At 67.8% G+C, this 24,111-nt stretch carries 19 protein-coding genes; 4 read left to right on the forward strand and 15 right to left on the reverse strand.

The genetic code is table 11. The annotated features are described in order from the left end of the window. Positions 1-82: 82 nt before the first annotated feature. From Q0568_RS13465 to Q0568_RS13515, 11 genes are all read right to left on the reverse strand, one after another. Positions 83-1,888, reverse strand: a complete 1,806-nt coding sequence (locus Q0568_RS13465; protein ID WP_298867400.1) for a urocanate hydratase — start codon at positions 1,886-1,888, stop codon at positions 83-85. Continuing rightward, positions 1,885-3,552: a histidine ammonia-lyase gene (locus tag Q0568_RS13470; RefSeq protein ID WP_298862654.1), complete on the reverse strand. Its 1,668-nt coding sequence runs from the start codon at positions 3,550-3,552 to the stop codon at positions 1,885-1,887. The genes Q0568_RS13465 and Q0568_RS13470 overlap by 4 nt, the downstream gene beginning before the upstream one ends. Before the next feature lie 76 nt (positions 3,553-3,628). Next, the gene (locus Q0568_RS13475; RefSeq protein WP_298862657.1) at positions 3,629-4,402 is read right to left on the reverse strand and encodes an amino acid ABC transporter ATP-binding protein; all 774 of its coding nucleotides are present in this window, start codon (positions 4,400-4,402) and stop codon (positions 3,629-3,631) included. Continuing rightward, on the reverse strand, positions 4,399-5,316 hold the full coding sequence (locus Q0568_RS13480; RefSeq protein WP_298862660.1) for an amino acid ABC transporter permease: 918 nt from the start codon (positions 5,314-5,316) through the stop codon (positions 4,399-4,401). The genes Q0568_RS13475 and Q0568_RS13480 overlap by 4 nt, the downstream gene beginning before the upstream one ends. Next, positions 5,316-6,212 carry an ABC transporter substrate-binding protein gene (locus Q0568_RS13485; RefSeq protein ID WP_298862663.1) on the reverse strand — a complete coding sequence of 299 codons (897 nt, stop codon included), beginning with the start codon at positions 6,210-6,212 and terminating at the stop codon, positions 5,316-5,318. The genes Q0568_RS13480 and Q0568_RS13485 overlap by 1 nt, the downstream gene beginning before the upstream one ends. 240 nt (positions 6,213-6,452) lie before the next feature. Next, positions 6,453-7,199, reverse strand: a complete 747-nt coding sequence (locus Q0568_RS13490; RefSeq protein WP_298862666.1) for an IclR family transcriptional regulator — start codon at positions 7,197-7,199, stop codon at positions 6,453-6,455. 179 nt (positions 7,200-7,378) lie between these two features. Further along, a complete protein-coding gene (locus Q0568_RS13495; RefSeq protein WP_298862669.1) occupies positions 7,379-8,029 on the reverse strand; it encodes a helix-turn-helix domain-containing protein in 651 nt (216 codons plus the stop codon). Positions 8,030-8,083: 54 nt separating this feature from the next. Further along, positions 8,084-8,836 (reverse strand): respiratory nitrate reductase subunit gamma, encoded by a 753-nt coding sequence (narI, locus tag Q0568_RS13500; protein WP_298862782.1) that lies wholly within the window; start codon positions 8,834-8,836, stop codon positions 8,084-8,086. A 5-nt stretch (positions 8,837-8,841) separates the two neighbouring features. Next, entirely contained in the window at positions 8,842-9,576 is a 735-nt protein-coding gene (gene narJ, locus Q0568_RS13505; protein ID WP_298862672.1) for a nitrate reductase molybdenum cofactor assembly chaperone, read from the reverse strand. After that, the gene (gene narH / locus Q0568_RS13510) at positions 9,573-11,243 is read right to left on the reverse strand and encodes a nitrate reductase subunit beta (RefSeq protein WP_298862675.1); all 1,671 of its coding nucleotides are present in this window, start codon (positions 11,241-11,243) and stop codon (positions 9,573-9,575) included. The genes narJ and narH overlap by 4 nt, the downstream gene beginning before the upstream one ends. Before the next feature lie 13 nt (positions 11,244-11,256). Continuing rightward, positions 11,257-14,979 (reverse strand): nitrate reductase subunit alpha, encoded by a 3,723-nt coding sequence (locus Q0568_RS13515; RefSeq protein WP_298862678.1) that lies wholly within the window; start codon positions 14,977-14,979, stop codon positions 11,257-11,259. 172 nt (positions 14,980-15,151) lie between these two features. On the opposite strand from Q0568_RS13515, the gene Q0568_RS13520 reads away from it, so the two are divergent. Continuing rightward, positions 15,152-16,375, forward strand: coding sequence for an MFS transporter (locus Q0568_RS13520; RefSeq protein WP_298862680.1), 1,224 nt, complete (start codon positions 15,152-15,154; stop codon positions 16,373-16,375). A 94-nt stretch (positions 16,376-16,469) separates the two neighbouring features. Continuing rightward, positions 16,470-17,837 carry a DNA repair protein RadA gene (radA, locus tag Q0568_RS13525; protein WP_298862683.1) on the forward strand — a complete coding sequence of 456 codons (1,368 nt, stop codon included), beginning with the start codon at positions 16,470-16,472 and terminating at the stop codon, positions 17,835-17,837. 1 nt (position 17,838) lies between these two features. Here radA and Q0568_RS13530 read toward each other — a convergent pair whose 3' ends face one another. From Q0568_RS13530 to Q0568_RS13545, 4 genes are all read right to left on the reverse strand, one after another. Next, positions 17,839-18,249, reverse strand: a complete 411-nt coding sequence (locus Q0568_RS13530; RefSeq protein ID WP_298862686.1) for a dehydrogenase — start codon at positions 18,247-18,249, stop codon at positions 17,839-17,841. Between the two features lie 236 nt (positions 18,250-18,485). Beyond that, entirely contained in the window at positions 18,486-19,160 is a 675-nt protein-coding gene (locus Q0568_RS13535; RefSeq protein WP_298862688.1) for a hypothetical protein, read from the reverse strand. A gap of 9 nt (positions 19,161-19,169) precedes the next feature. Then, positions 19,170-19,688 (reverse strand): amino-acid N-acetyltransferase, encoded by a 519-nt coding sequence (locus Q0568_RS13540; RefSeq protein ID WP_298862690.1) that lies wholly within the window; start codon positions 19,686-19,688, stop codon positions 19,170-19,172. Positions 19,689-20,006: 318 nt separating this feature from the next. After that, positions 20,007-22,529 carry an ATP-dependent Clp protease ATP-binding subunit gene (locus tag Q0568_RS13545; protein WP_298862692.1) on the reverse strand — a complete coding sequence of 841 codons (2,523 nt, stop codon included), beginning with the start codon at positions 22,527-22,529 and terminating at the stop codon, positions 20,007-20,009. Between the two features lie 509 nt (positions 22,530-23,038). Here Q0568_RS13545 and Q0568_RS13550 point away from each other — a divergent pair. Together Q0568_RS13550 and Q0568_RS13555 are read left to right on the forward strand one after the other, a co-directional pair. Beyond that, entirely contained in the window at positions 23,039-23,803 is a 765-nt protein-coding gene (locus tag Q0568_RS13550; protein WP_298862694.1) for a hypothetical protein, read from the forward strand. Next, complete coding sequence (locus Q0568_RS13555; RefSeq protein ID WP_298862698.1) at positions 23,800-24,039, forward strand: helix-turn-helix domain-containing protein; 240 nt, start codon at positions 23,800-23,802, stop codon at positions 24,037-24,039. Before Q0568_RS13550 ends, Q0568_RS13555 begins: the two co-directional genes overlap by 4 nt. The last annotated feature ends 72 nt before the right edge of the window (positions 24,040-24,111 follow it).

Raw genomic sequence — 24,111 nt, forward strand, 5'->3', positions numbered from 1 at the left:
CAGGACCTGGCCTGCGTTTTCGATGAGCGCCGTGATCTTGCCCATGGCGGTGCCTTCCTATGCTTATTTAGTCTGCCTATGCTTATTTAGTCTGCTTGTGCGGCGCCTTGGCGTCGTCCGGCCCGAAGGTCGCGGTGGGGGTCCACCACAACGGAACCTGCACGCCGTCCTTGGTGAACCGGTCGGAAGCCGTCTTGCGGGCGATATCATAGCCCGCCTGGGCATGGCGAACCACGCCGATGCCGCTGTCAGTGGTCAGGCAGGCCGCCAAGCGAACGTCGGCCTCGGCCGAGCCGTCGGCGATCATGGTGACGCCGGTGTGAACGGCCTCACCCATCGAGTAGTTCTCCTGGATCGCCACGAGGTCGGCGCCGGCGGCGACGTTCAAGAGCGCATTCAAATAGGGCCAGTCGGAAATCAGGTCGCTGCCGTCCTTCATCCGCTCGGATTCGAAGGTCGGATTGACGATCGAGCCGGAGTCCAGATTGTCGCGCGAGAAGGCGACCGGCCCTTTCAGTTCGCCCGAACGGACCATCTCGTTGACGCGCATGCCGAACGCCTTGCGCTGGCCGAAGCCGAGATAGCAGATGCGCGCCGGCAGGCCCTCGATCGGGATATGCTTGCGGGCAAGCTGGATCCAGCCCCGCACCAGATCGTCGTCGGCGAACATTTCCTCGACCACGTCGTCCAGCTTGGCGAGATCGCCGGCGTCGCGCGACATGCAGGTCCAGCGGAATGGTCCGCGCCCTTCGCAGAAGAGCGGGCGGATATAGGCGGCGACGAAGCCGGGAATCTTCATCGCCTCGTCCACCGGCATGCCGGCATCGCGGCTTTCCTTGCGCAGCGAGTTTCCGTATTCGAAGACCTGAACGCCCTTGTCGTAGAACTCGTTCATGATCTGGAGCTGCTCGATCATCGAGGCGCCGGCCAGCTTGAAATACTTGTCGCGGTTGGTCTTGCGCAGTTCGCGCGCCTCGTCGACCGTCAGGCCGTCGGGGATGTAGGACAGCGGATCGTGCGCCGGGGTCATGTCCGTGATGATGTCGGGCATGAAGCCGGTATCGCGCGCCTTCTTCAGCACGTCCACCGCATTGCCGATCAGCGCGATGCCGAGCGCCCGCTTTTCGGCGGCGGCCTGTTTGGCCAGTTTCACGGCCTCGTTGAAATCATGCACGACCACGTCGCAATAGCCGACCTCGAGCCGGTGCTTGGCCACGTTCTCGTCGGCGTCGGCACAGATGCAGACACCGCCCAGCATGGTCATGGCGCGCGGCTGGTTGCCGCCCATGCCGCCCATGCCGGCGCAGACGAGGACCTTGCCCTCCCAGGTGCCGTCGAGGTGGATGTTAGCGACGGAGCGCAGCGTCTCGAACGTCCCCTGGATCACGCCCTGGGTGCCGATGTACTCCCACGGCGAGGCCGTGTACTGCGCGAAGATCGTCAGGTTCTTGTCGTGCAGCTCGTAGAACGTCTTCCAATCCGGACGCACGAAGTTCGTCGTCGCCATGACGACGCGCGGTGCCAGCTCGTGCGTCTCGAAGACGGCCACGGGCATGCCCGACTGCACCACCAGGGTCTCGTCGTCCTCGAGGTTCTTGAGCGCATCGATGATGGCGTGGTACGACTCCCAGTTGCGGGCGGCCTTGCCGATGCCGCCGTACACCACGAGCTGCTCGGGGTGCTCCGCGACCTCCATGTTGTTCTCGAGCATCCGCAGGATCGTCTCCTGCTTCCAGCCCTTGCAACGCAGGGTCTCACCGCGCTGCGCCTTGACCTCGTAGAGGATCTCCGGCGCCACTGCGGGCGGTTCACCGAACTTCACACCGGTGGCGTTCCCGCCCGGATGCTTCGTGGTGATCGTTGCCACTTCGTCCTGTGCGATGGTCATGATGCTGCTCCTTGCTTGTTGTTGATCGCGCCGCGCACTGCTTCGAGCACGGCGCCACTGTGGACGAGTTCGATTGCGGCCCGAACCCGCGGATACAGGACGACGTCCTGCGTGATGAAGTCGAGGGGACGCCCATCGGCCGACCGGGTGGAGCGCACGAGCTCGAGCACCGCTCGAGTGGCCGGGGCGAGCGCGTCAGTGGTCAGGCCCAGCACCTGCAGGCGCAGCTCCAGAGCCTGCGCCGCCATCAGCAGTTCGATGCCGATGACCCCCTCGATGTTGGCGACCACCTGGCGCGCGTGGCGGCCGGCGTTGTTCGCCATCGACACGTGGTCCTCCTGGTTGGCACTGGTCGGGATCGAGTCGACGCTGTCCGGGTGCGCGAGGGTCTTGCAGTCGGAGACGAGAGCTGCGGCCAAGTACTGCGGCAGCATGAAGCCGCAGTCGATGCCGACCTTCTCACTCGCGATCAGATAATCGGGAAGGCCGCGGTTGAGCGTGCCGTCGGTGAGGCGGAAGATGCGCCGCTCGGCGATGTTGCCGATCTCCGTGGTGACGATCGAGATGAAGTCCGACGCGAACGAGACGTACTCGGCGTGGAAGTTCCCGCCCGAGACCGCCTTGAGGCTGCGCGTGGCCGGCAGGTCGGTGAAGATCAGCGGGTTGTCCGTGGCCGCGTTGATCTCGGTCTCGATGATGCCGCGCGCGAAGTCGAGAGTGTCTTTGACCGGACCGAGCACCTGAGGCGTGCAGCGCAGGGAGTAGGCATCCTGCGGCGGCTGTCCCACCGGGTCGTCGTGCTCGGACCCGTCGATGAGCCGGCTGCCGTCGAGCAGTTCGCGGATACGGGTTGCGACCGCGATCTGCCCCTTGTGTCCCCGCGCCTCGTGGATCTGCGGGAGGAATGCATCCCCGAAACCGGTGAGCGCTTCAATGGACATGGCCGCAGTGATCTGCGCGGTCTCCAGCACGTTGATGGCGTCGGCCAGCGCGAGCCCCGCCTGCGCAGTCGAGAACGAGGTCCCGTTCGTGAGCGCGAGGCCCTCCTTCGGGCCGAGCACGATGCGGTCGATTCCCGCATGCTGCATCGCTCGGATGCCGGAGACGACCTCGCCGTCGAGGAACGCCTCGCCGCTGTCGGCTTCGACGTCCTCCCCCTTGCCCTTGGACATGACGATCGCGAGGTGGGCGAGCGGGATGAGGTCGCCGCTGGCGCCGAGCGAGCCGTATTCGGGGACGGCCGGGTGCACGTGCTTGTCGAGCATGTCGAGAAGCGTCTGCGGCACCACGAGGCGGACGGCCGAGTAGCCGCGGGTGAGGCTCACGGCCCGGACCAGCATGGAACCGCGCACCACATCCTCATCGAGGTAGCGTCCGATGCCGCTGGCGTTGGACAGGATGAGCCGGCGGGAGAGCTCGTAGGCATCCTCGATGTCCCCGAAGGCCTGGCGGCCGGCGAGCGAGCCGAAACCGGTGTTGATGCTGTACACCGGCGCGACCTCTTCACCGGCGCGCATCGCGTCGGTGATGTCGGTGAGCCAGCTCTCACTGCCGGCCATGGCCGTGATGGCTTCGGGAGCGATGCGCACCCCGGCGTCACCTCGCACGACGGCGAGGAATTGCTCGAGAGTGATGGGCTGAGCCCCGATGGTGATGGCAGTCATTTCGCTCCTTTCAGAAGAGAACCTAGATTGGCTTTTCGACATGTACAAATGGTGATTCTCATATTTTGATAACGCGTCACTCCCGCACCTTCGCTAGGAAGGACCGGGTCCTCTCGTGCTGCGGGTCGTCGATGACCTGGCTGGGCGGGCCGCTCTCGACGAGGAGACCATCGGCCATGAAATGGACGACGTCTGCGACGTCGCGCGCGAAGCCCATCTCGTGAGTGACGACGACCATCGACATGCCCCTGCCGGCGAGATCCTTCATGACGTCGAGCACTTCGCCGACCAGCTCCGGATCCAGCGCCGACGTCGGTTCGTCGAACAGCATCAGCTCGGGGTCCATGCATAGCGCACGAGCGATCGCGACGCGCTGCTGCTGCCCCCCGGACAGCTGAGCCGGGTAGCGGTCCACCTTGTCGAGCAGACCGACCCGGCTCAACAGCTCACGGGCCGTGCGGACGGTGTCCGCCTTGTTGGCGCGCCTGGTGACGAGCGGCCCTTCGATGACGTTCTCGAGCACGGTGCGATGCGGGAACAGGTTGAACTGCTGGAAGACCATGCCGATCGCCGCGCGCGCCTTCGCGATCTCGCGGCCCTTGAGCTCATGCAGCCTGCTGCCGACGCGTCGGTAGCCCACGCGCTGACCCGCCACCCACATCTCGCCGCCGTCGATCTTCTCCAGGTGGTTGATGCAGCGCAGGAAGGTGCTCTTGCCGGATCCGGAGGGCCCGAGCAGGCACGCGACGCTTCCGCGGGGGATGTCGAGACTGATGCCCTTGAGCACCTCCACATGTCCGTAGCTCTTCCTCACTTCGATCGCGCGGAGCATGGGTTCGTACGCGTTCATGCCTTGACTCTCCTTTGCGTCGCGATGGCCTCGGTGACCGTCATGGCAGGCTTCTGCACGCGCACCGTCTGCTCGAACCCGCGGCCGACGCGCTTCTCGATGTAGTGCTGAGCGATGGAGAGCACCGCTGTCATCACCAGATACCAGATCGCCGCGACGATGAGCATCGGAATGGTCTCGAAGGTCCGTGCGTAGATGCTCTGCGTTGCGGTCATCAGCTCCGAGTAGCCGATCACCAGAACGAGCGAGGTGTTCTTCAGCATCCCGATCACCTCGTTCCCGGTCGGCGGGATGATGACTCGCATCGCCTGCGGCAGCACGACGCGGAACATCGCCTGCATCCGGGTCATGCCGATCGCCTCGGCCGCTTCGGTCTGTCCGCGGGGCACGGCGATGATGCCGGCGCGAACGATCTCGCTCATGTACGCGCCCTCATTCAGAGAGAGGCCCAGCAGGGCTGCTGTGAGCGGCGTGATCAATGAGTTCGTGTCGAAGTGGAGCCATTCGGGTCCGAACGGCACTCCGAGCACGATCTTCGGGTACAGCGCCGACAGGAAGAACCAGAACAACAGCTGCACCAGCAGCGGAGTGCCGCGGAAGAACCAGGAGTACAGCCAGGCCGCGCCGGCGACGATCGGGTTCGGCGACAGCCGCCCGACCGCGAGCAGGATGCCGAGCACGATGCCGATCAGCATCGACGCACCCGTGAGCATCAGTGTGGTCATCAGGCCGGCCACGATGGGAGGAGCGAAGAGGTACTGCGCGACCACGTCCCAGCCGAAGCGTTCGTTCGCGACCATGCTGATTCCGATCAGCGCCGCGATCACGAGCATCACGACGGCCGCCGCCCAGCGTCCGGGGTAACGAGCCGGGACGACCGTCAGGTCGTCCCGGCTCCGATCGAGGTCGGTCATTACTTGGTTCCATTGATGGCGAACTCGGTCACGGCGCCGCCATCCTGCTGGTACTTCTTCAGGATCTCGAGGTAGCGACCGCTCTTCTCGACAGCGACGAGCGCCTTCTGGAAGACCGGGATGAGTGCGCTGTTCTTGGGGAACACGATGCCGAACGGACCCGCCTGATACGGCGGCAGCACTGTCAGACCTGCCTTGCTCTGAGCTGCGACGTAGGACGCGGCGGTGTAGTCGAAAAGTCCGGCGTCTGCCCGACCGTTCTGCACCGCGAGCACAGCCTGGCTCTGGCCGGGGTAGATGGTGCTCTTGATGGGCTGCTTGCCGTCCGCGACGCACTTCTCGCTGGCGCTCGCGGCGTCATCGACCTCCGTGGTGCCCTGCACGACGGCCGCTTCCTTGCCGCACAGGTCGGCGAGAGTCTTCACGGACCCGTCGGTGTTCGGAGGCAGCATGATCGAGCCGCCGGCATTGAAGTAGTCGAGGAAGTCGACCTGCTGCTGCCGCTCGACCGTGTCGGACATGGCCGACATCGCCAGCTTGTAGCGGTCGCCGGTCAGTCCCGGGATGATCGCGTCGAACGAGATGTGGTTGAAGTTCAGCTTCACCCCGAGCTGCTTCTCCAGCTCATCAGCGATATCGCGGTCGATCCCGATCACGGTCTTCCCGTCGGTGTCGAAGGACTCGAACGGCGGGTATTCGACGTTGCTGGCGACTTCGATCACGCCGGCCTTCTGCACGTCGGTCGGCAGCTGGCTGAACAGCGGCGCCTCGGCACCGGCAGCCGCCGTCGGCTCGGGGGCGGAGGCGGAGGCGGAGCAGCCTGCGAGCACGAGAACTGCGGGTACCGCGACGGCGACGGACGCGAGGACGCCCCGCCGTAGTGTGGACTTGAGCATGAGCAAATCTCCTTCGTTGGAGCCCCTGAGCGGGAGCGAGTGTTCGTGAATCACTGCGGTTCGGGCGACGATCACCGCGCGACGATGCAGCGGTGTTCTGGAACCGTAGGTGTGCCCGGGGGCACACTGAAGGAGCGATTTCCACATGTTGAGAACGCGCGCGTTCAGCCGTCGTCGACGACGTCACGCGGCGCGCGGGGATGCGCCGTGCGGGGTCGGGATGCTCGTCGCATCCGCTGGCTACACCGCCTCGGACAGCAGCTTCACCCCCGCGCGCAGCGCGGTGATCGCCTGCTGGCGCCAGGCCGCGCTGGAGCACCGCGTCTCGGGGCCGGCGACCGCGAGCGAACAGATGATCTCACCCTTGGAGAAGACTGGAAGGGCGACCGCGACCGCGCCCTGGTTCAGCTCGCCGCGAGAGATCGCATATCCGCTCTGGCGGATCTGGTCGAGATGCCGCAGCAGGTCGGGGCGAGTCAGCGTGTTGTGGGTGTAGCGCGGCATCGAGTGCTCCAATACGTTGTCAATCACTGATTCGGGCGCGAACGCGAGCAGCGCCCGCTGGCCGGCACCCGCGTGCAGTGGCAGCAGCTGATTGACTTTGAATGCGTAGCGCAGGGGGTGAGGAGAGACCGCCTGGCGCAGGCAGATCGCGTGGATGCCAGAGCGCACGGTCAGCACGGCCGTCTCGGATGTCGCATCGACGATGGACTCGAGGATCGAGCCGCCGATCTCTGCCAGCCTGGCATGAGACAGGTACTGGCCGGACAGCTCGATCAGCCGCCACCCGGGAAAGTAGTTCCCGTTGCGCACCTCGACCAGGTCGAGTTCACGCAGACTCCGGATGTAGCGATAGACCGTACTCACCGGGATTTCGAGGTCCGCCGCGACCGACTCGACGCTGGTCTCCCCTGCCAACGCGATCTGGATCATCACGGCAAGCCCGCGCTCGAACGAGGTGGAGGTTTCTGCGTGCGCCTTTGCCATGGGTAAGACCCTAGTGCGAGTGCGCTCGGCTGCGGTCCGGCGCATCGCTGCCCACCCGTCGCCGTGGCGCACACGCCGCGTTCTCACCCCGCGAGGCGAACATCTGCGACCCGCGAAGCGCGGTATTCGAAGCGAGCACTCGAAGCGGGCGTATCGGGGCGGACGGCGCCGAGGCCGGATCAGGCCGCGGTGCGGCGCAGTTGCACCGTGCATTCATCGGGGCGGGCGGCGGCGCGCACGCAGTCCGCGGCCAGGGGTCCTCCGGCCTGGGTCAGCACGCCCTGCATGAGCCCGAGGTGCACCTGGCACAGGACCGGCCGGTGCTCGGGGCGGCTGGCGACATGCGGGCACGGCGTCAGCTCGACGGTGAGCGCGTCCTCGTCGATGACGGGCTCGAAGCCGCTCTCCTCGAGGTGGTCGATGAGGGCGTCGAGCTGGTAGGTGGCATCCCGGCCCAGCTCCGACTCACCCTCGTCCATGATCCGGCGGATCATGTCGCCGCGTCGTGCAGCCGCGGCGACCTTGTCACGGGCGACGGGGCTGGACGCCTCGGGTTCACCGGTGGCCGCGGCGTACAACGTGCGCGGGCGGCCGCGCGTCGTGCGATGCTCGATGGAGGGGATGACGTAGCCGCCGTCGATCAGCCGCTGCAGATGCTCGCGCACAGTGTTGGCATGCAGGCCGGTGGCCTCGCACAGCTCGCCGATCGTGAGCTCGGGGCGACCGCGCTCCGCGCGCCCGTGCTGGGCATCCGCCTCGAAGAGCAGATGCAGGATCTGCACCCGCGAGTAGCTCGAGATAGGCCCGTAAGCGACCCCTCCGCCTGTCATGCACTCATCATGACAGACACCCGACACGCCCGGCCGGAAACGGGCCGTGAATAATCACGGCCTCCGCAACCGCGCAGGATCAGGCGCCGCGCCGACGGGGTCCCAGCCGCGCTTGGGCGACTGAGAACCGCGGTGCTCGTCCCGCGACCGGTACACGATGTAGGGCCGGAACAGGTATCCGACCGGCGCGGAGAACACGTGCACGAGGCGTGTGAACGGCCACAGCGCGAAAAGGATGCAGGCGGTCAGCACGTGCAGCTGGAACAGCAGCGGCACGTCGACCATCAGCTCCGGCCGCGGACGGAAGATCAGCGCCTCGCGGATCCACGGCGAGATGGTCTCGCGGTAGCGGAACCCCGGCCCGAACACCTGATACACGACCGTGGCCGCCGTGCCGAACAGCAGCGTCGCGCCGAGGAAGACGTACATCACCTTGTCCATCACGGTGGTCGCGAGGAACACCGCCGGCACCGTGCGCCGTCGGAAGATCAGGATCGCGAGCCCCGCCAGCGTCAGGACCGCCGCGAACGACCCGAGCACGGTGGCGCCGATGTGGTAGATCTCCTCGCTGATGCCGATGGCGTACAGCCACTCGCGCGGGATGAACAGGCCGACCGCGTGCCCTGCGATCACCATCAGGATGCCGAAGTGGAACATCGGCGAGCCCCACCGCAGCAGCCGGTTCTCGTAGGTCTGCGACGAGCGGGTGGTCCACCCGAACTTGTCGTAGCGGTAGCGCCAGATGTGCCCGACGATGAAGATCGCCCCGCACATGTACGGCAGCGCCACCCACAGCAGGATCTGCATGGTGCTCACGGCCGGTCCCCCGTTCCGATCAGTCCGGTGCTCACCGGCATCGAGTTCCCCATCGGCCGGTAGGTCGGCATGGGCAGGCTCAGTCCCACGGTCTCGGTCGGCGGCCCCTCGTTCACCAGCGCCGCGACGCGCTCGCGGATGCGCTGATCCACCTTCGGCAGCGACAGCGTGACGGCGCGCACCACGCCCGCCCACGGCGAGTCCATGCCCTCCAGCGCCGCGCGCAGCACCTCGATGCCGTCACGATGCGCCGAGAGCACGGCATCCGCGACATCGGATTGCGACCGGGCCGAGAACTCCAGCACCGCCGGCAGGTAGTCCGGCAGCTCGTCGGCGTCGAACTCCCACCCTGCCGCGCGGTACGCGTCGAGGAACGTCACCAGCGCCGTGCCGCGCCGACGCGTGTCGCCGGTGGCGTAGTAGCTGAGGTACAGCGAGCACTTGCGCTTGAGATCGAAGGTGGTCACGTACATCTTCTGCAGAGCGGATGCTCCGCTCTCGCGCGCCGTGCGCAGCAGCTCGCCCAGCGGTTCGCCGACGGATGCCGGCAGAGCCGCCGCATGCGCTTCGAAGACCGGCAGGCGCTCGAACCACTGCGCGTCGGGATAGTCCAGCAGCAGCGAGGCCAGCATGTGCACGGTGCGGCGCTGCTCACGCGTGAGCGATGCCGGGGCCAGGGCCTCCGGCAGCGCGCGGCGAGGCGTGACCCGCCCCGGCAGCAGGCTGGTCATGACTCGTCCTCGTACGTCCGCTCGGCAGCCCGTTCACCCTCGGGCGGGAACAGTCCCTGCGGCCGGCCGTTGCCGTCCCAGTTCAGCAGGTTGATCCGCCCCGGAGTGGACGGCTGGTCGGCGGTCTGCCGGTCCGACAGCGCGTGGAAGTTCTCCACCGCCACCGGCACCGCGTGCCCGCTGGCCGCGCCGAACGGCCCGCCGGCACCGCCCATGCCCGGCCCGCCCTCGAAGTCCAGCGAGCAGGCCATCTCCTCCAGGTCGTGCGCCTGCTCGTGGTGGGCGGCGGGGATGACGTAGCGCTCCTCGTACTTGGCGATGGCCAGCAGCCGGTACATCTCCTCGATCTCCCGACCGGTCATGCCGACGGCCTCCGCGATGGACTCCTCGCGCACATCGTCGATCGAGACCCCGCGCATGTAAGAACGCATGGCGGCGAGCTTGCGCAGCGCGGCATCCACCGGCGCCACCTCCCCCGCCGTGAACAGCTCGGCCAGGTACTCGATGGGGATGCGCAGCTTGTCGATGGCGGCGAACAGCGTGCGGGCATCCTCGCCGTCGTTGCCGGATCCTGTGACCACGTCGACCACGGGCGAGAGCGGCGGGATGTACCAGACCATCGGCATGGTGCGGTACTCCGGGTGCAGCGGCAGCGCCACCTCGTAGTCGTGGATGAGCCGCCAGACGGGGCTGCGCTGGGCGGCCTCGATCCAGTCGTCCGCGATGCCGTCGCGCCGAGCCGCCTCGATCACAGCGGGGTCGTGCGGATCCAGCAGCACCGAGCGCTGCGCGTTCAGCAGCTCCTTCGGGTCCTCCACCGCGGCGGCGTCGGCCACGGCATCCCCGTCGTACAGCACCAGACCGAGGTACCGCAGCCGGCCCACGCAGGTCTCCGAGCACACGGTAGGCAGGCCCACCTCGATGCGCGGGTAGCAGAACGTGCACTTCTCGGCCTTGCCGGTCTTGTGGTTGAAGTAGACCTTCTTGTACGGGCATCCGGAGATGCACATCCGCCAGCCGCGGCAGGCGTCCTGATCGACCAGGACGATGCCGTCCTCCTGCCGCTTGTACATCGCGCCCGAGGGGCAGGATGCCACGCACGACGGGTTCAGGCAGTGCTCGCAGATGCGCGGCAGGTAGAACATGAAGGCCTTCTCGAACTCGGCCTTCACCTCGCCGCTCATCTTCTGCAGGACGGGGTCCTGCTGCATGGTCTCGACGGAGCCGCCCAGGTCGTCATCCCAGTTCGCCGACCAGGACACCTTCATGTCCTTGCCGGTGATCAGGCTCTTCGGCCGTGCGACGGGGGTGTGCTCGCCACCCGGAGCGTTCACGAGCATGTCGTAGTCGTAGGTCCACGGCTCGTAATAGTCGTCGATGCCGGGCAGCTTGGGGTTGGAGAAGATGCGCGCGAGCTTGGACAGCCTTCCGCCGGCCCGCAGCCGCAGCCGCCCGCGCTTGTCGCGCACCCAGCCGCCCTGCCACTTCTCCTGGTCCTCGTAGCCCCGCGGATAGCCGACGCCCGGCCGGGTCTCGACGTTGTTGAACCACACGTACTCCACGCCGGTGCGGTTGGTCCACGCCTGCTTGCACGTGACCGAGCAGGTGTGGCATCCGATGCACTTGTCGAGGTTCATCACCATCGACATCTGAGCCATTACTCTCATGACACTGCGCCCTTCATCGGTATCGCACTTCCTGCGAACGGCGGCGGATCGTGGTGACCTCGTCGCGCTGGTTCCCCGTCGGCCCCAGATAGTTGAACGCCCACGCCAACTGCGCGTAGCCGCCGATCAGGTGACTGGGCTTGAGCAGGATGCGCGTGAGGGAGTTGTGGATGCCGCCGCGCAGCCCGCTGGTCTCGCTGATCGGCACGTCGACCGTGCGGTCCTTCGCGTGGTACATGTACACCGTGCCCTCCGGCATCCGGTGCGACACGTTGGCCCGCGCGACGACCACGCCGTTGCGGTTGTACGACTCGATCCAGTCGTTGTCGCGCACGCCGATCTTCTCGGCATCCTGCGGACTCATCCAGATCGTGGGGCCGCCTCGCGAGAGCGAGAGCATGAACAGGTTGTCCTGGTACTCCGAGTGGATCGACCACTTGGAGTGCGGGGTCAGGTAGCGCACGTTGACCTCGGCACCGGATGCCGTGCCCGGCACCACATCGCCGAACAGGCGCGCCATGTCCAGCGGCGGGCGGTAGATCGGCAGCGCCTCGCCCAGCTCGTCCATCCAGTCGTGGTCGAGGTAGAAGTGCTGCCGGCCGGTGAGCGTGTGCCAGGGCTTGAGGTGCTCGACGTTGATCGCGAAGGCCGTGTACCGCCGGCCGCCGTGCTCGGAGCCCGACCACTCCGGCGAGGTGATCACGCTGCGCGGCTGCACCGACACGTCCTGGAACGACAGGTGCGTGCCCTCGTGCTCGTCGGCGAGGAACGCCAGCTGCTGCCCGGTGTGCTTCTCCAACTGCCGGAAGCCCTGCACGGCCAGGCGGCCGTTGCTGGTGCCGGAGAACGCCAGGATCATCTCGCAGGCGCGCTGGTCGGAGTCCAGTCGCACGCTGCCGGCGTACGGGCCCGCGGCGACCTGCCCGTTCTTCTCGGCCAGCCACGCGATCTCGGGCTCGGGGTGGTACGTGACGCCCTTGGTGGTCATGCCCAGTTCGCCGCTCAGCGGGCCCAGCGATTTCCACTGCTCGGCGAGGTTCGGGTAGTCCCGCTCGACCACTTTCAGCTTCGGCATGGTGACGCCGGGCACCCGCGGCAGGTCCTGCACGCGGCCGTGTGGGGTGGCCATCGCATCGGGGGTGTCGTGCTGCAGCGGCGTGGCCACCACGTCGCGCCGCACGCCCAGGTGGGTGCGGGCCATCTCGCTGAAGCGCTCGGCGAGGATGCGGAACGTCTCGAAGTCGGTCTTCGTCTGCCAGGGCGGTGCGATGGCCGGGTTGAACGCGTGGACGAACGGATGCATGTCCGTGGAGGACAGGTCGTACTTCTCGTACCAGGTGGCCGCCGGCAGCACGATGTCGCTGAACAGCGTGGTGCTGGTCATGCGGAAATCCGCCGTCATCAGCAGGTCGAGCTTGCCCTCGGGCGCCTTCTCGTGCCACGTCATCGACACCGGACGGGAGCCCTCGGCCGCCTCGGGAGCGCGCACGGCGGCATCCGTGCCCAACAGGTGCTTGAGGAAGTACTCGTTGCCCTTGCCCGAGGAGCCCAGCACGTTGGCGCGCCACATGGTCATCACGCGCGGGAAGTTGGCCGGGTCGTCCGGGTCCTCCACGGCGAAGTGCAGCGAGCCGTCATCCAGGCTGTCCACGACGTGCTGCGCGGGATCCTTGCCCGCCGCCTCGGCTTCGGCCACCAGGTCGAGCGGGTTGCGGTCGAAGGTGGGGTAGCTCGGCATCCACCCCCGCTGCACGGACTCGACCAGGCAGTCGGCGGTGGTGCGGCCGTGGAAGGTGCCGCGGCCCAGCGGCGAGGAGAGCTGGTCGGCGGGCAGCCCGTCGTAGCGCCACTGGTCGGTGGACAGGTAGAAGAAGGCGGTGCCGATCGTGTAGCGCGGCGGGCGCACCCAGTCGGAGGCACCGGCGTACTGCTGGTAGCCGGTGAGCGGGCGCACCTTCTCCTGGCCCACGTAGTGCGCCCATCCCCCGCCGTTCACGCCCTGGCATCCGGTCATCGTCGTCAGCGCGAGGAAGGTGCGGTAGATGGTGTCGGAGTGGAACCAGTGGTTGGTGCCGGCGCCCATCAGGATCATCGAGCGGCCACCCGACCGCTCGGCGTTGTCGGCGAACTCGCGCCCGATGCGGATGGCCTGCTCGGCGGGCACCGAGGTGTGCTCCTCCTGCCACGCCGGGGTGCCGGGGCTGGTGGCGTCGTCATAGCCGGTCGGCCACTCGCCGGGCATCCCGTCGCGGCCGACACCGTAGCGGGCCAGCATCAGATCGAACACCGTGGTGACGGTCTTACCGGCGACGGTGCGCACGGGCACGCCGCGGGCGATCACACCGGAGCCGCCGGCGTGCTCCTGGCCGGGCTCGGGGTCCAGGTCGAAGCGCGGCAGCAGGATCTCCGCCGCCGTCCCGTCCCAGCTCGCAAGGTCGGCCACCGAGAGCGGCGGCACGACGTCGCCCAGGTCCAGGTTCCAGCGGCCCTCGTCCTCGGGGCTGAACCGGTGGCCCAGCGAACCGTTCGGCACGACCGGGGTGCCGTCCTGGTCCATCAGCACCGGCTTGAAGTCGGCGCGCGGCTGGGCGGCATCCGCTCCGGACAGATCGGATGCCGTGACGAACTTGCCCGGCACGAGAGAGCCGTCGCGCTCCTCGAGTTCGACGAGGAACGGCGCGTCGGTGTAACGGCGCATGTAGTCCTGGAACCGCTCGGTGCGCTTCTCGACGAAGTGCTCGCGCAGGATGACGTGGCCCATGGCCAGCGCCAGCGCGGCATCCGTTCCCGGATGCGGCGAGACCCACTCGTCGGCGAACTTGGTGTTGTCGGTGTAGTCGGGAGAGACCGTGATGACCTTCTGGCCGCGGTAGCGGGCCTCGGTCATGAAATGCGCGTCGGGGGTGCGGGTGACCGGCACGTTCGAGCCCCACATGATCAGGTATCCGGCGTTCCACCAGTCCGCGGACTCGGGCACGTCGGTCTGGTCGCCGAACACCTGGGGACTGGCGACCGGCAGGTCGGCGTACCAGTCGTAGAACGACAGCATGGTGCCGCCGATCAGGTTCATGAACCGGGAGCCGGCGCCGTGCGACACCATCGACATGGCCGGGATGGGCGAGAACCCGGCGATGCGGTCGGGGCCGTAGGTCTTCACGGTGTGCACGTGCGCTGCCGCAGCGATCTCCATCACCTCGTCCCAGCTGGTGCGCACCAGGCCGCCCTTGCCGCGGACGCGCTTGTACGACGTGGCCTTCTCGGGATCCTCCACGATCGACGCCCAGGCGTCGACAGGATCCGGATGCTGCGCCTTGGCCTGCCGGTACAGCTGGGCCAGTGTGTCGCGGATGTACGGATAGCGCACGCGCGTGGGCGAGTAGGTGTACCAACTGAAGGCTGCGCCGCGCGGGCAGCCGCGAGGCTCGTACTCCGGGGAGTCGGGGCCGACCGACGGGTAGTCGGTCTGCTGCGCCTCCCAGGTGATGATGCCGTCCTTGACGTACACCTTCCACGAGCACGATCCGGTGCAGTTCACGCCGTGCGTGGAGCGGACCACCTTGTCGTGCGACCAGCGGTCGCGGTAGAACGCGTCGCCCGCGCGACCGCCCTGCAGGAACACCGACCGCAGGTCCGGCGAGAACTCTCCTGGACGCACGAAGCGCCCCATCGTGAGCAGCGTCTCGGCCAGCAGGCCGTCGTTGGCCGGAGCCCTTCGAGTGGTGATGCCGGGGGTCATCTCTGCTCCTTCCGGAGTGCACGTGGTACTTCAGCATCCTGCCTTCGGTCCCGGACGTAAACAAGGGCGGGCCGTGTTTATTCATCCGGGCGATGATCCGATTTTCTCCGGCGATACCTATGGTGATCAGGGCTGAAGCAGGCTACGGTCGCCGTTATCGAAGGGACGCCTGATGACTGCTCCGATCACCGCCGCCGCTCCGCAGGCCACCGGTCTCAAGGGCGGATTCGCCCAGGTGCTGCTGGCCACCATCGCCTCCACGATCGCGTTCTGGGCCTGGATGTCGATATCCCCGCTGCAGAAGACCTACGCCACGGAGATGGGCCTGGATGAGGGCCAGATCTCACTCATGCTGGCCACCCCGGTGCTGGTCGGCGCAATGGGGCGCGTGGTCATCGGCGCGATGACAGACCGCTTCGGCGGGCGGAAGATGTTCACCGCCGTGCTGCTGCTGTCGGCGCCGGCGGTGCTGCTGGTGGCGCTGGCCGGCAGCATCCGCAGCTTTCCGCTGCTGATCATCGCCGGGTTCTACCTGGGCGTGGCGGGCACGATCTTCGCCGCCGGCGTGCCGTTCTCCAGCGCCTGGTTTCCGCCGCATCGCCGCGGCTTCGCGAACGGCGTCTTCGGCATGGGGATGATCGGCACGGCGGTCTCGGCGCTGGCCACCCCGCGCCTGGCCGAGGACATCGGCTACCTCCCCACGCACCTGATCATCGCGGGCGCGCTGGTGGTGATGGCCGTGATCGTGTGGTTATTCATGCGCGAGTCGCCGCTGTGGGAGCCCAACCGCGAGAAGCTCGTGCCCAAGGTGACTGGTGCGCTCAAGCTGCCGGTCACCTGGGAGATGGCGTTCCTGTACGGCATCGTGTTCGGCGGTTTCGTGGCGTTCTCGAACTTCCTGCCCAAGTACCTCACCACCATCTACCCGAACGAGGTCGACGTGCTGGGCGCCGGCATGCGCACCGCGCTGTTCGCGGCGGCGGCCGTGGTGGCGCGGCCCGTCGGCGGCGTGCTGGCCGACCGGTTCGGCCCGAAGATCATCTCGCTGATCTCGCTGGGCGGCATCGTCGCGCTGGCGTACATCGTCGGACAGCAGCCGGCCGAGGGCATCCTGACCGGGGTGACGTTCCTCCTGATGGCCTCGGCGATGGGGCTCGGGATGGGCGGGGTGTTCGCCTGGATCGGCCCGTCCACGCCGAAGGAGAAGGTCGGCGCGGTCAGCGGCGTGGTGGCCGCGGCCGGCGGCCTGGGCGGCTACTTCCCCCCGCTGGTGATGGGTGCGACGTACCACGCGGAGTCCAACTCGTACTCGCTGGGCCTGTGGCTGCTGGTGCTGGTCGGCGCGTTCGCGCTGGTCGTGGCCGGGATGCTGAAGGACGTCGGGCGCAAGGCCTGAGGGACCTACCGTCGCTGAGCCCACCCCACCTGGGTCGCTGAGCCTGTCGAAGCGTCGCCCCGCCCAATGTCCGCCCCGCGGATAGCCTTGCTGCATGGTCACCCGGAAGCCCGCGCCGCCCGCCTACGTCTGCACGGAGTGCGGCTGGACGACGGCCAAGTGGGTGGGCCGGTGCGGCGAGTGCCAGCAGTGGGGCACCGTGCAGGAGCAGGGCGCGAAGACCGGGATCGTTCGGCAGACGGATGCCGTGGCTCCATCCGCCGAGCGCGCCGCGCGCCCCATCACCCAGATCACCACCGCCGACGCACCGCGTCGCTCGAGTGGTGTGGGCGAGTTCGACCGGGTGCTGGGCGGCGGCATCGTTCCGGGCGCCGCCATCCTGCTCAGTGGTGAGCCGGGCGTCGGCAAGTCCACGCTGCTTCTGGAGGTGGCGGCGGCCACGGCTCGCTCGGGCAGGCGCGTGCTGTACGCCAGCGCCGAGGAGTCACCCGCGCAGGTGCGGTTGCGCGCCGAGCGCACCAACGCCCTGCACGACGAGCTGTACCTGGCCAGCGAGACCGACCTGGGCACGATCCTCGGGCACATCGACGAGGTGAAGCCCGACCTGGTGATCGTCGACTCCGTGCAGACCGTCGCCAGCGGGCTGATCGACGGCGCGGCCGGGCAGCCCAGCCAGGTGCGCGAGGTGGCAGCATCCCTCATCCGCATCGCGAAGGACCGCGGACTGCCGGTGATCATCGTGGGGCACGTCACCAAGGACGGCACGGTCGCAGGTCCCCGTGTGCTGGAGCACCTGGTCGACGTGGTCTGCCACTTCGAGGGCGACCGGCAGACCGCGCTGCGGTTCATCCGCGCGCTGAAGAACCGCTTCGGCCCCACCGACGAGGTCGGATGCTTCGAGATGACCGGCGACGGCATCGCCGAGGTCCCCGACCCCAGCGGGTTGTTCCTCTCGCAGGGCGCCGCCGAACCGGGCACCTGCGTGGCCATCGCCATGGAGGGCCGTCGCGTGCTGCCGGTGGAGGTGCAGGCGCTCACCATCGAGACCAACGCCCCCAACCCACGGCGCGTGGTGCACGGTCTGGATTCGTCGCGCGTGGCCATGGTGCTGGCGATCCTGGAGCGCCGGGCCGGCATCGAGACGTCCAAGCTCGACGTGTACGTGTCCACCGTGGGCGGGGTGCGGTTCACCGAGCCCGCCGCAGATCTGGCCATCGCCGTGGCCGTGGCGGGTGCCATCCGGCAGCAGTCCGTGCCGCGCACGGTGGCCGCCGTGGGCGAGCTGTCGCTCGCCGGCGAGATCCGGCCCGTCACGCAGGCGGCACACCGCCGCAGCGAGGCCGCGCGGCTGGGCTATCAGCAGGTGATCGACGATCGTTCCCAGACCCTGCGGTCGGCGCTGAACGACATCCGCCAGCGGATGACCCAGCGCAGGCCAGATGCCGCCATCCCGCCGTTCTGAGCTACGCCTGCAGGGCCTTCAGCAGCTCCTCGGGGTGAGCCTGCATGGGGTGGGGGCCGGCGATGTCGAGGAACACCGTGGTGATCTTTTCGCGGTGCACGGTGAGGAACCTCTTCAGCCAGGCCGGCGAGTAGATTCCCACGCCGGGCGGCAGGTTGTCGGGCTTGTTCTTGGCGTCGCTGAACAGCAGCAGCGCCACCTCACCGGTGTTCGCATCGCGGTACGTCCACACTTCGCCGCCGTCCAGCGGCCGGTCGCGCGGACCGGGCTTGATCAGCGGGACGACGGTGTTGCCATTGCGGAGCGCGAGGGCGACTGCTGCCATGTCCTGCTTCTCCAGCGCCTGGGCGAGAGCCTCGGAGCGGAAATCCTGGGGGGCGGGCCGCTTCGCGCCGGACCTCTTCTTCGCCATGAATCCAGCTTAGAAGAGCCTGCCCGGAGTAAGGAGTGGGGCCCCTTCGACTCCACCATTGGGGACTGGGGATGTTCGAGGGGGCCCTCTGGCTCTCGCAGCGATGAGTGTCGAAGCGCTGGGGACGCTGAAGACGACACCACTGGGGATGGTTTCACCGCTCAGTTCGGAGAACCACTCCCCTATGGTATCCCAAAATTCCGGTTGGCGCGCATCGAACTTGGACGGGATGCAGCTCAGCGCAGGAAAATCTGCTGCGACCCCGCGCTGTCGAAACCGCCGATGGACACCGTGACGTGGTACGAGGCACCGCCGCCGGGTGCGCGGGGCCGGTTCGGCTTGTCGCAGGTGTTGACCGCTGAGCGGGTGCGGTCCCAGACCACCGGGATCTTGGTGCTGACCGTCGCACCGGCCGCGAGGGTGGCGATCTGGGCGCTCGGGTCGGTCTGGCAGTCGGTGGAGCGCCACCACACGTCCTGACCGCTGGTGACCGTGAACCTCTGCATGTTGGAGCCGACGTTCAGCGTGCAGTCCTTGTCGGTCTTGTTGGTCAGCGAGATCGAGATCTTCGGCATCACGCCGGCAGCGTAGGTCACGGCATCCGTCACAGCCTTCACCTCGACATCCGCGGCCACGCAGGCGACGACGCCGGGCGTCTCGGAGGGATCCGGGCTGGGTGCGTCGACTGCCGGGTCGGCGGATGCCGGCGGCGAGGCCGGATCCGTGGCGAACGGGGTCTCGGCATCCGTCGCCGGTGCGGACGACTGGGTGGACGCCGGTGCGGCATCCGTCCTCCACGGCTGCGTCATGACGAACCAGATCCCGCCTGCCAGAGCCGCGATCAGCAGGATCAGTGCGACGAGGACCACGAGCCGCCGACGTCGGTACACTGCGGCGGATTGGCGGGCCATGCGTCCAGGCTATCCGGCGCTGCTGGACGCCAGGTGCTTGAGCATCCTGGTGTTGCCGAGAGTGTTGGGCTTGACGTGCGCGAGGTCGAGGAACTCCTCCACGCCGGCGTCGCCGCTGCGCAGCAGCTGCGAGTACACGTCGGGATCGACGATGTGCTCGCCGATGGGCTCGAACCCGCGCCGCGTGAAGAAGCCGGTCTCGAAGGTCAGGCAGAACAGCCTGCTGAGCCCGAGGTCGAGCGCGCGGCGCTCGAGCGCCTCGACGATCGCACGGCCGATCCCCAGATGCAGGAAGTCCTCGCGCACCAGCAGGGTGCGCACCTCGCCCAGGTCCTCCCACATGACGTGCAGTGCGCCGCAGCCGATCAGCTCGCCGCCGACCTCGGCGACGATGAACTCCTGCGCGGCGCCGTACAGGATCGCCAGATCCTTGCCGAGCAGGATGCGGCGCTCGACGAGCGGTTCCAGCAGGCGATGGATGCCGGTGATGTCGGACGTGCGCGCGGGCCGGAGGGAGAACTCTGTCACGCATCAAGACTAGAACCCGCGAGGTCGTGGTCGTGCGGCGCACCGCTCCCGCTCGACGAGATCACCGTTCGCGGGCCCCGATTCGCGGGTCCCACTTGGCTGCCTCCCCACGCGCGAGCCAGCCATTCGGACCCCGCGACACGCCCGAACTCCGCGGGCCCCGATTCGCGGGTCCCAGATGGCGGCCTCACCTCGCGTGAGCCAGCCATTCGGACCCCGCGAAAGCAAGCCCGAGCAGATGCCGCGTGCGCAGCGCAGACAGACCGAGGGGCGGATGCTGTGCAGCATCCGCCCCCCCTGTGCGCGAGTCGCAGGGCGTCAGCCGGCGGCGAGGTCCGGGGTGGCCGAGATCGACGGCGTGGTGCTGACGCCGACCGCGACCTTCTCGCCGCGCGGAGCGGAGTGGAAGGTGAACTTGCCGTCGACGACGTCGACCTTCACGTGGTCGCCGGTGTTGAGCTCGCCGTGCAGGATGTTCTCGGACAGCTGGTCCTCGATCTCGCGCTGCATGGCGCGGCGCAGCGGGCGGGCGCCCAGCGTCGGGTCGAAGCCGATGTCGATGAGCTTGTCCTTGGCGGCATCCGACAGCTCGACGGTCATGTCGCGGTCCAGCAGGCGGTCGCCCAGCTGCTTGACGAACAGGCCGACGATCTGACGCAGCTCGTCCTTGTTCAGCTGCGGGAACACGATGATGTCGTCGAGGCGGTTCAGGAACTCGGGCTTGAAGTGGCGCTTGAGCTCCTCGTCGACCTTGCCCTTCATCCGCTCGTAGGTGGTCTGCGAGTTGCCCTCCACCTGGAAGCCGACCGGGCCACCGGCGATCGCCGACGAGCCGAGGTTGGTCGTCATGATGATCACGGTGTTCTTGAAGTCGACCACGCGGCCCTGACCGTCGGTCAGACGACCCTCTTCGAGGATCTGCAGCAGCGAGTTGAAGATGTCCGGGTGGGCCTTCTCGATCTCGTCGAACAGCACCACGGAGAACGGCTTGCGGCGCACCTTCTCGGTGAGCTGGCCGCCCTCTTCGAAGCCGACGAATCCCGGAGGGGCTCCGAACAGCCGCGAGACGGTGTGCTTCTCGCCGAACTCCGACATGTCGAGGGAGATCAGGGCTGCCTCGTCGTCGAACAGGAACTCGGCGAGCGCCTTGGCGAGCTCGGTCTTTCCGACGCCGGTCGGGCCGGCGAAGATGAACGAGCCCGAGGGGCGCTTCGGGTCCTTGAGGCCGGCGCGCTGGCGGCGGATCGTGCGGGAGAGCGCCGCGATGGCCTCTTCCTGACCGATGACGCGCTGGTGCAGCGCCTTCTCCATGAACACGAGGCGGCTGGACTCCTCCTCTGTGAGCTTGAAGACGGGGATGCCGGTGGCCTGCGCGAGCACCTCGGCGATCAGGCCCTCGTCGACGACGGCGGGAGAGGACACGTCGCCGCTCTTCCACTGCTTCTCCAGGCGCAGCCGCTCGCCGAGCAGCTCCTTCTCCTGGTCACGGAGAGCAGCGGCCTTCTCGAAGTCCTGCTCCTCGGAGGCGGCCTCCTTCTCCTCGCGGACCTTGGCGATCTTCTCGTCGAACTCGCGCAGCTCCGGCGGGGAGGACAGGATCGACAGGCGCAGGCGGGCCCCTGCCTCGTCGATCAGGTCGATGGCCTTGTCGGGCAGGAAGCGGTCGCTGATGTACCGATCGGCGAGGTTCGCCGCGGCGACCAGGGCGCCGTCGGTGATCTGCACCTTGTGGTGCGCCTCGTAGCGATCGCGCAGGCCCTTCAGGATGTTGATGGCGTGCGGCAGCGTGGGCTCGTTGACCTGCACCGGCTGGAAGCGGCGCTCGAGCGCAGCATCCTTCTCGAAGTACTTGCGGTACTCGTCGAGCGTGGTCGCGCCGATCGTCTGCAGTTCGCCGCGTGCCAGCAGCGGCTTGAGGATGCTGGCGGCGTCGATCGCGCCCTCGGCGGCGCCCGCACCCACCAGGGTGTGGATCTCGTCGATGAAGACGATGATGTCGCCGCGGGTGCGGATCTCCTTGGTGACCTTCTTCAGGCGCTCCTCGAAGTCGCCGCGGTAGCGGGAGCCGGCGATGAGCGAGCCGAGGTCGAGCGAGTAGAGCTGCTTGTCCTTCAGCGTCTCGGGCACGTCGCCCTTGACGATGGCCTGCGCGAGGCCCTCGACGACGGCGGTCTTGCCGACGCCGGGCTCTCCGATCAGGACGGGGTTGTTCTTGGAGCGGCGCGAGAGGATCTGCATGACCCGCTCGGCCTCCTTCTCGCGGCCGATCACCGGGTCGAGCTTGCCCTCGCGGGCGGCCTGGGTGAGGTTGCGGCCGAACTGGTCGAGCACCTGCGACCCGCCCTGGGCGGCCGACTGGCCGTCGTTGGTCTGGGCGCCGACGGATGCCGTCTCGCGGCCGCCCGGGGCGCCGGAGAGCAGCTGGATGACCTGCTGGCGCACCTTGTTCAGGTCGGCGCCGAGCTTGACGAGCACCTGGGCGGCGACGCCCTCGCCCTCGCGGATGAGGCCGAGCAGGATGTGCTCGGTGCCGATGTAGTTGTGGCCGAGCTGCAGCGCCTCGCGCAGCGACAGCTCGAGCACCTTCTTGGCGCGCGGGGTGAAGGGGATGTGCCCGGTCGGCTGCTGCTGACCCTGGCCGATGATGTCCTGCACCTGCTCGCGCACGGCGTCGAGGGAGATGCCCAGGCTCTCGAGCGCCTTCGCAGCGACACCCTCGCCCTCGTGGATGAGGCCGAGCAGGATGTGCTCGGTGCCGATGTAGTTGTGGTTGAGCATCTTCGCCTCTTCTTGGGCGAGGACGACCACTCGACGGGCTCGGTCCGTGAATCTCTCGAACATGCTGTGACTTCCTTTCGCACGCGGCGAAGCGGCAGTGGTGCCTTGTACATCGAGAGTAACGAGAGCGCGAGGCCCGAACGGCCGTGTTCGCCGTCGGCATACCTCTCGTTCCGGGACGGGCTCCGGATCGTGGTGGGACGGGCTGCGCGAAGCTTCCTTCGTTCGCAGAGCGGGGACCCCCGGTTACTGAGCGAGCGCAGCGAGTCGAAGAACGCTCCTCCCCGATGCTCACTCCGGAACGTCCCTGCGCCCTCAGCTTCATGGAGGTGTCCCGTTCCCGGTCGTTGAGCGAGCGAAGCGAGACGAAACGCAGAAGACGATTGACCTCCATATCGATTGTCGTTATGTTAACGAAAGTCGATAACAACAGCCATCGCTACGGAGGGTGGGGACATGGACAGGGCGAGAAGGATGCCGTTGGCCGAGGCGATCACGCTGGGCCTGGTCGCGACGGGCGCGGTGAGCATCGCGGTCGCCGCGCTGACGCGCGACACGGAGGGGCTGGTCTGATGCAGCTGACATCGACGGACCTGCTTCAAGGGCTCGGCTGGCTGGCCCTGTGGCTGGCGATCACCGGGGTGATCGTGGCCTTCTCGATCTGGCGCGCGCGCCGGCGCGGCAGCACCACGCTCGCACTCGACGTGACGCGCAACGCGTCGCTCGCATACCTGGGTGTCGCGGCCTTCGGCATCGTGATGTCCGGCCTCCAGCGCCTCGGCTCCGGCTCAATCGCACTGGAGGGAGCGGCCGGGCAATGGGTCGCCGAGCAGCAGGATGCGCTGCACAGCCCCACCTGTGACGCGACCGGCACCTTCCACGTCGAACTCTCCCCCGCTCAGGGACCTGCACCGATCTCGTACTGCCAGAACTGGCTCGAGAACGTGCCCGTGGGCCCGCGACTCACGGTATATCTGGGGACGCTGATGGGCATCCTCGCCTCCGCCGCGATCGCTTGGGCGATCTACACCGCGACCCGACGGGCGGGGATGCGAGACCCATTCCACCCCGCTGTGTCCCGCACGTTCGGGTTCGCATCGATCGCGGTCATGGTCGGCGGCGCTCTGAGCACTCTGGTCACCTCGATCGGCATGACGCTGGCCGCGCGATCGCTGAAGTGGGAGCCGGAGATGACCGTGCCGTTCGAGCTCAGCATCCCGCTCTGGCCCTTCGCGGTGGCGGTCGGCCTGTTCGCCCTGTCGGCGATCTTCCGCTACGGCAGGCAACTGCAGCTCGAGAAGGAGCGCCTGCAGCGCGAGACGGACGGCCTGGTATGAGCCCCGCCGACGCGGACGACGAGTTCACCGGCATCCACTGTCGGCTCGACGAGCTGCTTGCCGAGCGGAACATGACGCTGACCGAGTTGAGCGCACGGGTGGGCGTGAGCATCGTGAACCTGTCGGTGCTGAAGAACGACCGGGCACGGGCGATCCGCTACTCCACGCTGCGCGCGATCTGCGATGCCCTGCGCTGCGAGGTCGGCGAGCTGCTTGTGCTGGCGGAGCGGGGCTGAGCAGGCATCGGGATACCCCGATACCCGGTCATTACCTTGATGCCCTGACATTGAAGGGATGCAGTGGTCGCG

Origin of the sequence: uncultured Microbacterium sp. (genome assembly GCF_937927635.1) — a bacterium.
Classification (GTDB): domain Bacteria; phylum Actinomycetota; class Actinomycetes; order Actinomycetales; family Microbacteriaceae; genus Microbacterium.